We start from the raw sequence: 14,517 nt of genomic DNA on the forward strand, positions 1-14,517 counted from the left end.
GGCTCCTGGTTTCTTCGCTTTTCTTCGCTGGACGTGCCTGCCTGGCGGGACGTGGGGGTGCCGTGTCCCGGCCGGAAAAAACGCCGGCCCCGACGCCCCCGGGAAGAGGGCGCCGGGAACCGGCGCAGTTGGCTCGCTACTTGCTGGCGGAGCCGGCAGCCTTGCCGAAGCGGGCCTCGAACCGGGCCACACGGCCACCGGTGTCGAGGATCTTCTGCTTGCCCGTGTAGAACGGGTGGCACTCGGAGCAGACGTCGGCACGGATGGCGCCGCTGTCCAGGGTCGAGCGGGTGGTGAACGAGGCGCCACAGGTGCAGCTGACCTGGGTCTCGAAGTACTGGGGGTGGATCTCGCTCTTCAAGGGTGTCTCCTAGTTTCGGGAGGGCGCCGGGTCGTACGCGCGGATTGCGTGTCCGTGAACCGGGGCCGACGTACCAGTCTGCCAGGACCGGCCGTATCTCCCAAAACCGGGGTCTGCCCGGAACTATTCCCAGGTGCTCCGGGTCATCCCACGATGTCGCCCGCGTCGCCCTTGTCGCCCGCCGACTTCTCGGTGGCGGACGCGGGGATCGGCAGGTCGTGCCGGAGCGCCGTCCACACCTGCTTTCCGGCCTTCTCCTGCGGTATGACGCGGTTCGGGTCGGCCGGGTCGTACTCGACCGGCATCGTCACCATGTGGACGTCGCTCGCGCCGAGCCCCTTGAGCCCGTTGGCGAAGCCCGTGAGCTTGGTGACCGAGCCCAGGTCGGAGTCGGTCGTGATGGCCTTGGTCGCCGTGTCGGCGAGACCGTACAGCTTGGTGCCGTTGAGGACGCCGACGCTCTTCGCCTGCACCATCAGCGCCTTGATGAAGGCCTGCTGGAGCTGGATGCGGCCGAGGTCGCTGCCGTCGCCGACGCTGTGGCGGGTACGGACCAGGCCGAGCGACTCCTCGCCGTTCAGGGTGTGGGGGCCCGGCTGGAGGTCCAGATGGCTCTTGGGGTCGTTGATCGCCTTCTTGGTGGTGATCTCGACCCCGCCGAGCTTGTCGATCAGCTTCTTGAAGCCGGTGAAGTCGACCTCGAGGTAGTGGTCCATCCGGATCCCGGACATCGACTCGACGGTCTTGACCGCGCAGGCCGGTCCGCCGACCTCGTACGCCGTGTTGAACATCGCGCGCTGCTCGCCCGCGACGTCCGCGCCGCTCTCGTCGCTCTTGCACTCGGGCCGGGTCACGAGGGTGTCGCGGGGGATGGAGACGACGCTGGCGCTCTTGTGGCCCTTGTTGACGTGCAGGACCATCGCGGTGTCCGAGCGGGCGCCCCCCTGGTCGGCGCCGTACTGCTTGTTCGCGCCGGAGCGGGAGTCGGAGCCCAGGACGAGGATGTCCTCGGAGCCGTTGTCGACGTTCTGCGGGCGGTTCTTGCCGAGCGCGTTGTTGATGTCGACGGCCTTCAGATTGCCGTCGAGCTGGAAGTAGGCGTAGCCGAGTCCTCCACCGCCCACGACGACCAGGCCGGCCAGACTCCACGCGGCTATGACGGTCGTCCTGCGACGGCGGGACGGCTTCCTCCGGCGTTTGCCGGTGGCCCGTATTCGGCTGTTGCTCCCGCTCTGCTCCGTCATCCGTCTCCTCGATCCCTCGGCTGCTCCCGGCTACCCCCTGCTGCGGTGTGCGGGTCCTTGCGCCGCTTCGTCGTCCTTGGATAGGACGCCACGGCGACAAGAAGGGTTGCACAGGGCGCCGGGGCCGCCGGGCGTGCGCAGGACGGCCCTACGGAGGCCGGAAGCAACCTGTGATCCGGCGTTCACCTGCGGTTTCTTGCCCGGTACAGGCAATGCGGGGAGCGTGCGGGAGCCACCGGCCGTGTGGCGAAGGTCTCGGAGCGGTCACGGCGTACGGCACAGGGCCGCCCCCGGCACCGAAGTGGCGGGGGCGGCCCTGTGTACGGCTGCCGGGCGGCTACGACTAGTCGTTGTTGCCCGGGGCCGGCGTCGTCTTCTGGATCTGGAGCAGGAACTCCGCGTTGGACTGGGTCTTCTTCATCCGGTCCAGGAGGAGCTCGATCGCCTGCTGCTGGTCGAGCGCGTGGAGCACCCGGCGGAGCTTCCAGGTAATCGCCAACTCGTCGCTGCCGAGCAGGATTTCTTCCTTACGGGTGCTGGACGCGTCGACGTCCACCGCCGGGAAGATGCGCTTGTCGGAGAGCTTGCGGTCGAGCTTGAGCTCCATGTTGCCGGTGCCCTTGAACTCCTCGAAGATCACCTCGTCCATGCGCGAGCCGGTCTCGACGAGCGCGGTGGCCAGGATGGTCAGCGAGCCGCCGTCCTCGATGTTGCGCGCCGCACCGAAGAAGCGCTTCGGCGGGTACAGCGCGGTCGAGTCGACACCACCGGACAGGATGCGGCCGGAGGCCGGGGCGGCGAGGTTGTACGCGCGTCCCAGACGGGTGATCGAGTCCAGCAGGACGACCACGTCGTGACCCAGCTCGACGAGACGCTTGGCGCGCTCGATGGCCAGCTCGGCGACGGTGGTGTGGTCCTCGGCGGGACGGTCGAAGGTCGAGGAGATGACCTCGCCCTTCACCGACCGCTGCATGTCGGTGACCTCTTCCGGACGCTCGTCGACCAGGACGACCATCAGGTGGCACTCGGGGCTGTTGACCGTGATCGCGTTGGCGATCGCCTGGAGGATCATGGTCTTACCGGTCTTCGGCGGGGCCACGATCAGGCCTCGCTGGCCCTTGCCGATGGGGGCGACCAGGTCGACGATGCGCGTCGTCAGGACGTTGGAGTCGGTCTCCAGACGGAGCCGGTCCTGCGGGTACAGCGGCGTCAGCTTCTGGAACTCCGGGCGGCCCCGGCCGGTTTCGGGCGCCATGCCGTTGACCGTGTCGAGGCGGACCAGCGCGTTGAACTTCTCGCGGCGCTCGCCGTCCTTGGGCTGGCGCACCGCACCGGTGACGTGGTCACCCTTGCGCAGGCCGTTCTTGCGGACCTGGGCGAGCGACACGTACACGTCGTTCGGGCCCGGCAGGTAGCCGGAGGTCCGGATGAACGCGTAGTTGTCGAGGATGTCCAGGATGCCCGCGACGGGGATCAGGACGTCGTCGTCGGTGACCGGCGGTGCGTCACTGGCGAAGTCGTCACGGCCACGACGGCCGCGGCGGTCGCGGTAACGGCCGCGCCGGCCACGACGGCCGCCCTCGTCGTCGAAGTCGTCCTGCGGTCCGCCGCCACCCTGCTGGCCCTGGTTCTGGCCCTGGCCCTGGTTCTGCCCCTGCCCCTGGCCCTGGCGCTGACGCTGGCCGCCCTGGCCACCGCCCTGCTCGTCGCCGCCCTTGCCCCGGCGGTCGCGCTGGCGCTCGCGACGGTCACCTCGGTCACCACGCTCGCCGCGCTGACCGCGCTCACCACGCTCGCCCCGGCGGCCCTCGGCGTTGTCCGCCGCGGCCTCGGCCTTGGAGTCGGAGCGGTCCTCGGCCGGCGTCTCGCGCTTCGGCTCGTCCTGCGTACGGTCCTTGGCCTGCGCCTTGGGCTCCGCCTTGGTCTCCGGGCTGCCCGCGGAAGCGGTCGCGCGGCGCCGGCGGCGCTCACCCGCGGGCTGCTCGTCGCTGGCCGGCTGACCGGGGATGTCGATCTGCTGCTGGGCTGCGGCCTTGTCTGCGGCCGCGGCGGCCGGCGCCTCGTCCTCGGCGCCGGTGCGCGCCTTGGAGGTGGCCCGGCGCTTCGGCTTGGTCCCGGCCTCGTCGGCGGGGGCCGCTGCGGCCTTGGCCTTGGGCGCGGAGGAGGAGCCGGCCTGGGTCTCCTTGATGACCTCGATCAGCTGGCTCTTGCGCATCCGCGCAGTGCCCTTGATACCGAGGCCGGACGCGACCTGCTGCAGCTCGGCCAGGACCATGCCGTCAAGGCCGGTGCCGGAGCGGCGGCGCCGTGCGGTGGTGCCAGTGGCAGCACCTTCGGCAGGCGCGGCGCTGTCGACGCTCTTGTCGGCAGTCACGCCCATCAGATCGGTGGTGTCGCTCACGAAGGGTCCTTCCCTGGAGCGGACGTCGGCCTTCTGGCTCGGCGACCGGTTGTGCTGTCCGACTGCGGTCTTTGGTTGTGCGGACCGTGCCGGGGCGGTGGTCCGCCGGGTAGGTACGGCGGAGAGATGAACGTGTGCATGGGCCCGGCGCGAGCATCCCCCTGCTCGGCCCACTCCTGGACGAGCGAGAGGGTGTCGTGCCGGTTCCGGAGCGTGCTCGAAACTGCTCAGGCAGGCTGCTCAGGCAGTTGGGGAGGCTCCCGGAAGAAATGGTGGTCCCGGAAAGGGACACGAAGCAACGCGCCACATAGACGTCGATTGCAGACTTGAGGTTAACACTACCGGCTCCAACAAACATTCCCCCTCTCACGCACCGGCAATCACTTCTCGGCTACGGGGCGAGCGGCAGCACACTCGCACCCGGGGCGTCGAGAGTCAGCCGGTTGGCCGCCCATCCCTCGCCCGCCAGCCGTGCGACCTTGTCGGCCGCACCGTCCTCGGCCAGTGCCAGCACGGTCGGCCCGGCACCGGAGATGACCGCGGGGACGCCGTCCGCACGCAGTCGGTTGACGAGTTCCACGCTCTGCGGCATCGCCGGGGAGCGGTATTCCTGGTGCAGCCGGTCCTCGGTCGCGGTGAGCAGCAGCTCGGGGCGCCTGGTCAGGGCCTCGACGAGCAGGGCCGCACGGCCCGCGTTGAAGGCGGCGTCGACATGCGGGACGGTGCGCGGCAGAAGTCCGCGGGCGGTCTCGGTGAGCACCGGGTTGCCGGGGACGAAAACCACCGGAACGATGGAATCCGCAGGGTCCATTCTAATGGCACGGGCAGATCCGCCGTCCATCCAGGCGAGCGTGAACCCGCCGAGAAGACAGGCCGCGACATTGTCCGGGTGCCCCTCGATCTCGGTGGCGAGCTCCAGCAGGGCGGCGTCGTCGAGCCGGGCGTCACCGCCGGTCGTGACGGCGCGGGCGGCGACGATGCCGGCGCAGATGGCGGCGGAGGAGGAGCCGAGGCCCCGGCCGTGCGGGATGCGGTTGGCGCAGACGATCTCCAGGCCGCGGGGCTGTCCGCCGAGCAGGTCGAAGGCGGTGCGCAGGGACCGTACGAGCAGGTGGTTCTCGTCGCGGGGCAGCGTGTCCGCGCCCTCACCGGCGATGTCGATGTGCAGCCCGGCGTCGGCGACGCGGACGACGACGTCGTCATAGAGCCCCAGCGACAGGCCGAGGGCGTCGAAGCCCGGACCCAGATTGGCGCTGGTGGCGGGGACGCGCACCCGTACGGCGGCGGCTCGGAAGGCGGGACCGGCCATCGCTCTGACGACTCTCCTTGTGAGGCGGCGGGGAATTCGAGGAGCTGCGGATTATGGGATTCCGGGGATTCTTCATGGGGGAACCGCAGCGGCCCGTACACCCCGGCATATACGGCGGGGCTGATTGGGTACAGCTTATCGAAGGAAGGTTCTGTGGCGACATAGGGCGCACAGGAGGCGCACGATGCGTGTCGCACCCCTCCGGTGCGCTCTCCGTCCCGGGAAGGGCGGTTGAGCTGTCTTTCTGACGATCCGTCGTCACGGTCGCGTCCCGGGGGCCGGGCCCCCGGGACGCGAGCGCGCGGTGCGTACTACGCGAGGCCCAGCTTCTCCGCGGCGGCGGCCGCGTCGACCGGGACCGTGACGGGCTGGGGGGCGCCGGCGACGGCCCAGTCCGGGTCCTTCAGGCCGTTGCCGGTGACCGTGCAGACGATCCGCTGGCCCCGGTCGACCTTGCCCTCTTCGGCGGCCTTGAGCAGACCGGCGACCGACGCGGCCGACGCGGGCTCCACGAAGACGCCCTCCTGGGAGGCCAACAGCCGGTAGGCGGACAGGATCTGCCGGTCCGTCACCTCATCGATGAAGCCGCCCGACTCGTCCCGCGCGTTGAGCGCGAACTGCCAGGAGGCCGGGTTGCCGATCCGGATGGCGGTGGCGATGGTCGACGGGTCCTTGACGATCTCGCCGCGCACGATGGGCGCGGAGCCGGAGGCCTGGAAGCCCCACATCCGCGGCTTGTGCGTGGACAGGCCGTCCCCGGCGTACTCGGTGTAGCCCTTCCAGTACGCGGTGATGTTGCCCGCGTTGCCGACCGGCAGGACGTGGATGTCCGGGGCGTCGCCGAGCGCGTCGACGATCTCGAACGCGGCGGTCTTCTGGCCCTCGATACGGACCGGGTTGACCGAATTGACCAGCGCCACCGGGTAGTTGTCCGAGAGCGAGCGGGCCAGCGTGAGGCAGTCGTCGAAGTTGCCGTCGACCTGGAGGATCTTGGCGCCGTGCACGAGCGCCTGGCCCATCTTGCCGAGCGCGATCTTGCCCTGCGGTACGAGGACGGCGCAGACCATGCCCGCGCGGACCGCGTACGCGGCGGCGGAGGCGGAGGTGTTGCCGGTGGAGGCGCAGATGACGGCCTGCGCGCCCTCCTCCTTGGCCCGGGTGATGGCCATCGTCATACCCCGGTCCTTGAAGGAACCGGTGGGGTTGGCGCCCTCGACCTTGAGGTGCACCTCGCAGCCCGTGCGCTCGGAGAGGACCTGAGCGGGTACGAGCGGCGTACCGCCCTCACGGAGCGTGACGACCGGCGTCGTGCTCGTGACCGGGAGACGGTCCCGGTACTCCTCGATGATGCCGCGCCACTGGTGGGTGCCCTTGGTGGTCATGGGTCCTTACTCCCCTTCAACACGCATGATGCTGGCGACACCGCGCACGGTGTCGAGGTTGCGCAGCGCCTCGACGGTCCCGGAGAGGGCGGCGTCGGGCGCGCGGTGGGTGACGACGACGAGCGAAGCCTCGCCGCTCTTGCCCACCCGTCGCCCGCCGCCACCCTGCTCGATACCGACTTCGTCGCCGCTGCCTGGATTTCGGCCTTTCTGGCGGACCGTATCGATGGATACGCCCTGTTCGGCGAAGACCGTCGCGACCTGGGCGAGCACGCCAGGCTTGTCGGCCACGTCGAGACTGATGTGGTACCGCGTGACGACCTCGCCCATGGCGCTGACCGGCAGACGCGTGTACGCGGACTCACCGGGGCCGGGGGCCTCGTTGAGCTTGTTGCGGCAGACCGCGACGAGGTCGCCGAGGACCGCGGAGGCGGTCGGCGCGCCACCGGCGCCGGGGCCGTAGAACATCAGCTGCCCGGCGGCCTCGGCCTCGACGAACACCGCGTTGTACGCCTCGCGGACGGAGGCCAGCGGGTGGCTGAGGGGGATCATCGCGGGGTGCACGCGGGCCGTGACCGACTGCCCGTCGGCGGCGCGCTCGCAGATCGCGAGGAGCTTGACGGTGCAGCCCATGCGGCGGGCGGAGGCGATGTCGGCGGCGGTGACCTCGGTGATGCCCTCGCGGTGCACGTCACCGATCTTCACCCGGGTGTGGAAGGCGATTCCGGCGAGGATCGCGGCCTTCGCGGCGGCGTCGAAGCCCTCGACGTCGGCCGTCGGGTCGGCCTCGGCGTATCCGAGCGCGGTGGCCTCGTCGAGCGCCTCGGAGTACCCGGCGCCGCTGGTGTCCATCTTGTCGAGGATGAAGTTCGTGGTGCCGTTGACGATGCCGAGGACCCGGTTGACCTTGTCGCCGGCGAGGGACTCGCGCAGCGGCCGCACCAGCGGGATGGCGCCTGCGACGGCGGCCTCGTAGTAGAGGTCCCGGCCGTGCTGCCCGGCGGCGGCGTGCAGGGCGGCGCCGTCCTCGGCGAGCAGCGCCTTGTTGGCCGAGACGACGCTCGCGCCGTGCTCGAAGGCGGTGGTGATGAGCGTGCGGGCGGGCTCGATGCCACCGATGACCTCGATGACGACGTCGATGTCGCCCCGTTTGACCAGGGCCGTCGCGTCGGTGGTGATCAGTGCGGGGTCGATGCCCTCGCGCACCTTGGAGGGCCGGCGCACGGCGACACCGGCGAGCTCCACCGGCGCGCCGATGCGCGCGGCGAGGTCGTCGGCGTGCGTCGTCATGATGCGCGCCACCTCTGAGCCGACCACTCCACAGCCCAGCAGCGCCACCTTCAGCGGACGCGTACGCATCATCCGACCTCGTTTCCTTTACATCTGATGTATGGACCAGTCTCACTCACCGGACGGGCGTTCCCGCCACCCGTCCGGATCCTGAGATGTTTACGTGGGACCGGGGTGCCCCGGGAAATACGGCATCAGCCGACATCCAGACGCAGAAGATCTTCCTCCGTCTCGCGGCGGACGATGACCCGCGCCTGTCCGTCGCGCACGGCGACGACCGGCGGGCGCAGGGCGTGGTTGTAGTTGCTCGCCATGGAACGGCAGTACGCGCCGGTGGCGGGCACCGCGATCAGGTCGCCGGGGGCCAGGTCGGACGGCAGGAAGGCGTCCTTGACCACGATGTCGCCGCTCTCGCAGTGCTTCCCGACGACCCGGACGAGCATCGGCTCGGCGTCCGAGGTGCGCGAGACGAGCGCGACGCTGTACTCGGCGTCGTACAGCGCGGTGCGGATGTTGTCCGACATGCCGCCGTCCACGCTGACGTACGTCCGCAGCCCCTCCAGGGGCTTGATCGTGCCGACCTCGTACAGCGTGAAGGCGGTCGGCCCGACGATGGCGCGGCCCGGCTCGACGGAGATCCGGGGGGTGGCGAGCCCGGCGGCCTCGCACTCGCGGGTCACGATGTCACCGAGCGCCTTGGCGATCTCGTGCGGCTCGCGCGGGTCGTCCTCGGAGGTGTACGCGATGCCGAGGCCGCCGCCGAGGTCGATCTCGGGCAGTTCGACGCCGTGCTCGTCGCGCACCTCGGCGAGCAGCTGCACCACGCGCCGGGCGGAGACCTCGAAGCCGGCCATGTCGAAGATCTGCGAGCCGATGTGCGAGTGGATGCCGATCAGTTCCAGCCCGTCGAGGGTGAGCGCCCGGCGCACGGCCTCGGCGGCCTGTCCCCCGGCCAGCGCGATGCCGAACTTCTGGTCCTCGTGCGCGGTGGCGATGAACTCGTGGGTGTGGGCCTCGACGCCGACGGTCACCCGGATCTGCACGGGCTGGCGACGGCCGAGCCGCTGCGCGATGTGGGAGACGCGGACGATCTCCTGGAAGGAGTCGAGGACGATCCGCCCGACGCCCGCCGTGACGGCCCGCTCGATCTCGTCGACCGTCTTGTTGTTGCCGTGGAAGGCGATGCGCTCGGCGGGCATCCCGGCGTCGAGCGCGGTGGTCAGCTCGCCGCCGGAGCAGACGTCGAGGTTGAGCCCCTCCTCCTTCAGCCAGCGCACGACAGCGCGGGAGAGGAAGGCCTTGCCGGCGTAGAAGACGTCGGCGCCGGGGCCGAAGGCGTCGGACCAGGCGCGGCAGCGGGCCCGGAAGTCCGCCTCGTCGAGGAAGTACGCCGGGGTGCCGAACTCCTCGGCCAGCCGGGCGACTTCGATCCCGCCGACGGTCAGCGCGCCGTTCTCGTCACGGGTGACGGTGCGGGACCAGACCTTGTCGTCGAGGACGTTGAGGTCCTCGGCCGGGGCGGAGTAGTGGCCCTCGGTCATGACGTCGGCGTGACGGGGACCGGCGGGGTGTGCGGATCGGCTCATCGTGTTGCTCTCTCGGGTCTCTCAGAGGTACGGGGGCGCGCTGATGCCGAGCAGGGACAGGCCGCCTGCGAGCACCGTCCCGGCGGCTTCGGCAAGGGCGAGCCGGGTGCGGTGGGCGGCCGAGGGTTTCTCGTCCCCGGCGGGGAGCGGTGACGCGGCGTCGTGGAGGTCGAGGAACGCGTGCGCGACCGTTTCGAGGTGCCGGGCGAGCCGGTCGGGTGCGCGGTGGCGCGCCGCGGCGGCGAGAACGGCGGGGTGGTCGGTGACGACGGCGAGGAGGGCGAGCGCCTCGGGCTCGTCGAACGCGGCTCGGCCGGCGTCGGAGGCCTGGTCGTCCTGACCGGGGTCGCTGGTGAACCCGAGCCGCTGGGCGCCGAGGGTGAGCGCCTGGGCGCGGGAGTGGGCGTAGCGGACCAGGAAGAGGGGGTTGCCCTCGCCCTGGACGAGGAGCTCGCCGCCGAGCCGGGCGCGGTCGTGACCGGCCGGCCGGAGCAGCCCCCAGCGGGTGGCGTCGGGCCCGAGCCGCTCCAGCAGCTCGCCGGCGGTGGCGCCGGCCGGGACCGGCCGGATCTCCGTCAGCGGTACGGGGGGCCGGCCGTGGGCGTCGACGGCGATGCCGAGGCGCGCCCAGTCCGGGTCGGAGGCCTCGTCGCAGCTGATGCGCACGGGCGCGCCCTGCGACCGTACGAGCCTGCGCACCGCGTCCGCGGTGACGGCGGCCCGGACCTCGTGGGCGTGGCTGAATTGCAGCGGCGTCCCGGCGAGCGCGTCACCGTGTCCGTAGCGCAGCCCCTGGTCCAGCACCTGGCGCACGAGTGCGGCGTCGGCGGGGGCGTCGAGCGTGAAGTTCAGGAAGCCGGGTCCGGTGATCTCGACCCGCCCGATCCCCGGTGTGCCGGCCATCCGTTCCCGAAGGATCTCGGCCACCTCGCGCGCGGGCAGTGCGGCGGGCCCGGCCAGCTGGAGGGCGACGGCGCTGGCGTAGTCGCCCCGGCCGCCCGGCCGCGTCCTCTCCACTCGCACGCGCGCGGGCACGGGCGCGTGCAAGGCGTCCTCGTCGACCGCGCGGCGCACGGCGTGCAGCACGGTCGAGGAGAGGTCGGCGGGGGTCACGGGACAAGCGTATGGGAGGGAGGGGGGCCTTTCGCGAACCGGTTTCGCCATCCGGTCAGCCTGCGGCGCGCTCCGCCCGCCCCGCGCCCTGCCTGCTGTCGAGCGCCGACGGCCGGCCGCGCTCCATCAACTCCCGCACCACCCGCACCAGCTCGCTCGGCTCGAAGGGCTTCGCGAGGAACGCGTCGACGCCCGCGGCGACACCGTTGTCCACCTCGTACGGCGTGCAGGCGCTGATGATCGCGACGGGCAGATTCCGCGTCCGTGGATCGGAGCGCAGTCTGGTGGCCGTCTGCAGACCGTCCAGCCGGGGCATGACGACATCGAGCGTGATCACATCGGGACTGACCCGATGCACCAGATCCAGACACTCGACACCATCGGCCGCGGTCACGACCTCGAAGCCCTCAAGCTCGAGATTGACCCTGATCAACTGCCGGATGACCTTGTTGTCGTCGACAACAAGCACGCGGCCGGACGCCCCTGACACCCTTCGAGAGTAGGCGGGCCGGAGTGGCTGCGTCCGGGTTTTGCCCACTTCCGTCCCCGGACGGATGGCGGCGCAGGTTGGCCGGATGTGTGTGCGACGGGGCCGGCGGGGCTCGCGGGACCTCCGCGACACCTCCGCGACGGCTCGGAAATACCTGTTCACGGGCACCGGGCGGAAGCTGGTAGTGTTTCACCCGTCGCAGAGCAACACCGCGATACGCCCCCGTAGCTCAGGGGATAGAGCATCGGCCTCCGGAGCCGGGTGCGCAGGTTCGAATCCTGCCGGGGGCACTTCATTCCGGACAGCGTGATCAACCCGCTGGCCAGGCGAAGTGCCACGTACGAAGGGCCGGACCCAGTCTCACCGGGTCCGGCCCTTCGTCGTTGCGTGTCACCGCTCACGGACGAGCGGCGAGAGGGGCTCGCGGCCTGGTCACCGCCACCCGCCGGAGGGGTCAGCCGGTGGGGAAGTGGTCCGGAGTGCTGATCCGGTCCTTGAGCAGTGCTCCGGACTCGGTCAGTACGCCGCTGGTGCTGTAGTCGGTGCCGTCGCACGTACCCGGCCGTAGCGCGGCACTGCTCTCCTGAGCGTCGGAGTAGGTCCAGTTCGCGTAGCTGATCTTCAGCTGATCGAGCAGGTCCAGCCAGGCCGCGGTGCTCGCCCGGTCCATCGCTCCGCCGCCGGTGGCGCTGACCGTGCCGAACTCGGTCACGAACAGTGGCAGTCGCGCGGCGGCCCGGCTCACTGCCGCGCGGTAGTTGTCCTTGTGGCTCGCGGCGTAGAAGTGGAACGCGTACATGATGTTGGTGGCGTTGACCGGGTTGTTGATGACCTCGCTCTCGCCGGAGCCGTCGGAGACTCCCAGCGAGGACCAGCCACGGGTACCGACCACGATCACGGCGTCCGGGTCGGCGGCCCGGATGACCGGGATGACCTGTTCGGCGTAGCTCTTGATGGCCGCCCAGCTCACGCCGTTGGGCTCGTTGGCGATCTCGTAGATCACGTTCGCCTTGTCGGCGTTGCGGGCGGCGACGGACGCGAAGAACGTCTTGGCCCGGTCGAGGTTGTAGTTCGGATCGCCCGGCGTCAGGGTGTGAAAGTCGATCAGGGCGTACATGTCCCGGGCCTCGGCCATGTCGACGAGGCCGTTCACGCGGTCCGTGAAGCCCGCCGGGTCGGTCTCGTAGCCGTCCTCCTGCACGTACATGGCGATACGCAGGAGGTCCGCCTTCCAGTCATGGGCCAACGCGTCCATCGAGGCGGCGTTGTAGCACTGGCTGAACCACTGGATGCCGTGCGTACTCATGCCCCGCAGCTGTACGGGGCGGTCGTACTGGTTGCACAGGTTCACTCCGCAGACGTGAAGCTGTCCGTTGACCCCCACGGGGGTGCCGTCGTCCACGACCGGGGGCTCTCCGGTGGAGCCCGTGCAGGTGACGCCGTTGAGCGTGAACGCCGAGGGGGCCGGGTTGGCGCCGGCGAAAGAGCCCGTGAAGCCGAGGTCGGCCGCCGCGCCGGTGGCCAGCGCGGCGTTCCAGTCCGGGGCTGTGGCGGTGACGGCGGAGCCGGTCTGCGACCAGGTGGCGTTCCAGCCCTGCGCGACCCGCTGCCCCGTGTCCGGCATGGCGAATCCGAGCTTCCAGCCGGCGACGGGGGCGCCCAGGTTGGTGACCTTCACCGCGGCCTGGAAGCCGCCCTGCCATGTCTGGGTGACGGTGTAGTCGACCTGACAGCCGGTCGCGGCCACCGCCGCCTGAGGGGTGGCCAGTGCCGTGAGGCCCAGGACCGTCGCGCAGGTCGCCAGTAAGGCGAGTAGACGCTTCAAGGTGTTCCTCCTCGTTCGAAGCGGACAACCGATATGGGAGCGCTCCCACTCCCCCGTTGGCCCGAGACCGTACACCGGAACGCCGATGCGCAGAAGGCATTCGACCGCCGCGGATTCCGGCGTTCGGTGACCGGCGGGGCGAATCCGACGGCGGCGGGCCACGGGCCGGTCGCGTCTGGTATCAAGATGATCAACGACAAGGGCAAGGCCCTGCCGGTCGGACCGGAACGCTTCAGGTACTCCGACGGAGAGCCGGGGCGCGATGAGTGAGGTGATGGTGGGCGTGACAGATTTCCGCCGGGAGGGGCGGCTCTTCAGGGTCAGCGGGTTCAATCCCTCGCACCGGCAGCTCTTTCTCACCAGTGAGGCCACTTTGGTGGACCGGACCACGACGAGGGTCGAGGTGTACTTCGGCCATGTCACGCTGATGTTCCTCAAGCCCCTCTACAGGAACGGGCTTTACGTCCGGGCGGCGAACGAGGCCGAGTTCGGCGTGCTGAGCGAGCGGCACGGCATTCCGGAGGAGGACGCCCCCCGCACCTGGGTGCTGGAGCAGGACGGCGGCAGCTTCGTTCGCAGCGGCAGGCCTTCCTGGCGGGAGGCGGAGTACGAGCTGATGGGCGAGCGGCAGTCGTTGTACGACCCACAAGCGCCCTGGCCGCCGGACTTCCCAGCGGCATGGGGGCAGATCGGCTGACCGTCGGCCGGCCGACGCCCCGGTGGCCGGACCGAGCGGGCGGAACGCTCAACGCAAAGGCGGCCCGCACAGCCCCAACAGGGTTCGTGCGGGCCGCCGTAGCGTACGTAGCCGATGGGCCGAGGGCGTCCTGAGCGGTTGAGGCCCACCGGTGGCCGGGCCCAGATCAGGCGCCGCTCACCGACAGCCGGGCGCCGTGATCCCGGGCAGGACGTCGACCGGTGCGGCGCTCGCCACCGCGGCCGTGGCACCGCGGCCGGGGTCCTCCCATTCCAGCAGCGGGAGAACGGCGCCGCCCGCCTTCAGCAGGGCCTCCCGGCGCACCCAGGCCCGGAGCAGCTCGGGTCCCGGGTCCTGCGCGGCGGCCGCCGCCCTCAGCTCGGCCTCGGGCAGCACCCGCCGCAGCACCGCCATCGGGCCGGGCCGGCGGGTGGCGGGCTCCACGTCGATGCCCACGGCGCCGGGGCCGGCCGCCGCCGCGACCAGGCCGTGGGCATGGCTCATGCTGACGCCGGTGCGGGGGCTGTCCCGGAGCGAGGGGCGGCCGTGCTCGTCCTGCCGGCACTCGGGGCAGAACTGGACGAGCTCGTGGGCGTCCGGGGCGCGGCCGGTGAAGCGCGAGGCGCACAGGCGCAGCAGGAGTCGCGCCGCCACCACGTCGTCGCGGCGGGCCGGCACCCGTATCCGGGTCAGGCGCCGTTGCTCCCAGGGGGCGAGCATGTCCGCGTCCAGCTCCGGGTGGGCCAGGACCTCCGCCGTGGTGGCCACCGCGGCCACCACGTGACCGGGGACCGGCTGGGGGCTGCTCAACGGCGGGCG

General features: G+C 71.0%; 12 protein-coding genes and 1 tRNA gene. 2 read left to right on the top strand and 11 right to left on the bottom strand.

From position 1 onward, the window contains the following. Window positions 1-136: 136 nt before the first annotated feature. The 9 genes from rpmE to ACGFU6_RS16975 all read right to left on the bottom strand — a co-directional run bounded on the left by rpmE (window position 137) and on the right by ACGFU6_RS16975 (window position 11,176). Complete coding sequence (gene rpmE, locus ACGFU6_RS16935) at window positions 137-361, bottom strand: 50S ribosomal protein L31 (protein WP_073736889.1); 225 nt, start codon at window positions 359-361, stop codon at window positions 137-139. A gap of 143 nt (window positions 362-504) precedes the next feature. Next, the gene (locus tag ACGFU6_RS16940) at window positions 505-1,605 is read right to left on the bottom strand and encodes an LCP family protein (RefSeq protein WP_393611537.1); all 1,101 of its coding nucleotides are present in this window, start codon (window positions 1,603-1,605) and stop codon (window positions 505-507) included. 343 nt (window positions 1,606-1,948) lie between these two features. Beyond that, window positions 1,949-4,006 (bottom strand): transcription termination factor Rho, encoded by a 2,058-nt coding sequence (rho, locus tag ACGFU6_RS16945; protein WP_393611538.1) that lies wholly within the window; start codon window positions 4,004-4,006, stop codon window positions 1,949-1,951. 391 nt (window positions 4,007-4,397) lie between these two features. Continuing rightward, window positions 4,398-5,315 (bottom strand): homoserine kinase, encoded by a 918-nt coding sequence (thrB, locus tag ACGFU6_RS16950; RefSeq protein ID WP_390087373.1) that lies wholly within the window; start codon window positions 5,313-5,315, stop codon window positions 4,398-4,400. A 311-nt stretch (window positions 5,316-5,626) separates the two neighbouring features. Then, entirely contained in the window at window positions 5,627-6,697 is a 1,071-nt protein-coding gene (gene thrC, locus ACGFU6_RS16955; protein WP_123523523.1) for a threonine synthase, read from the bottom strand. A gap of 6 nt (window positions 6,698-6,703) precedes the next feature. Next, on the bottom strand, window positions 6,704-8,059 hold the full coding sequence (locus ACGFU6_RS16960) for a homoserine dehydrogenase (RefSeq protein WP_393611540.1): 1,356 nt from the start codon (window positions 8,057-8,059) through the stop codon (window positions 6,704-6,706). Between the two features lie 122 nt (window positions 8,060-8,181). Then, the gene (gene lysA / locus ACGFU6_RS16965; protein ID WP_393611541.1) at window positions 8,182-9,573 is read right to left on the bottom strand and encodes a diaminopimelate decarboxylase; all 1,392 of its coding nucleotides are present in this window, start codon (window positions 9,571-9,573) and stop codon (window positions 8,182-8,184) included. Between the two features lie 21 nt (window positions 9,574-9,594). After that, window positions 9,595-10,686, bottom strand: coding sequence for an ArgS-related anticodon-binding protein NrtL (nrtL, locus tag ACGFU6_RS16970; protein ID WP_393611543.1), 1,092 nt, complete (start codon window positions 10,684-10,686; stop codon window positions 9,595-9,597). Between the two features lie 55 nt (window positions 10,687-10,741). Beyond that, on the bottom strand, window positions 10,742-11,176 hold the full coding sequence (locus ACGFU6_RS16975; protein WP_393611545.1) for a response regulator: 435 nt from the start codon (window positions 11,174-11,176) through the stop codon (window positions 10,742-10,744). A gap of 218 nt (window positions 11,177-11,394) precedes the next feature. On the opposite strand from ACGFU6_RS16975, the gene ACGFU6_RS16980 reads away from it, so the two are divergent. Then, a tRNA-Arg gene (locus tag ACGFU6_RS16980) sits at window positions 11,395-11,466 on the top strand. A 164-nt stretch (window positions 11,467-11,630) separates the two neighbouring features. On the opposite strand, the gene ACGFU6_RS16985 is transcribed toward ACGFU6_RS16980, so the two are convergent. Further along, complete coding sequence (locus ACGFU6_RS16985) at window positions 11,631-13,001, bottom strand: cellulase family glycosylhydrolase (protein ID WP_393611547.1); 1,371 nt, start codon at window positions 12,999-13,001, stop codon at window positions 11,631-11,633. A gap of 283 nt (window positions 13,002-13,284) precedes the next feature. Here ACGFU6_RS16985 and ACGFU6_RS16990 point away from each other — a divergent pair, with 283 nt between their 5' ends. Continuing rightward, complete coding sequence (locus ACGFU6_RS16990; protein WP_393611548.1) at window positions 13,285-13,698, top strand: hypothetical protein; 414 nt, start codon at window positions 13,285-13,287, stop codon at window positions 13,696-13,698. A 177-nt stretch (window positions 13,699-13,875) separates the two neighbouring features. Here the strand turns inward: ACGFU6_RS16990 and ACGFU6_RS16995 are convergent, their stop codons facing one another. Next, the gene (locus ACGFU6_RS16995; protein ID WP_393611549.1) at window positions 13,876-14,508 is read right to left on the bottom strand and encodes a 4'-phosphopantetheinyl transferase family protein; all 633 of its coding nucleotides are present in this window, start codon (window positions 14,506-14,508) and stop codon (window positions 13,876-13,878) included. Window positions 14,509-14,517 lie beyond the last annotated feature (9 nt).

The sequence above is a fragment of the Streptomyces sp. NPDC048462 genome, from assembly GCF_043200175.1.
In the GTDB taxonomy this organism is placed as follows: Bacteria; Actinomycetota; Actinomycetes; order Streptomycetales; family Streptomycetaceae; genus Streptomyces.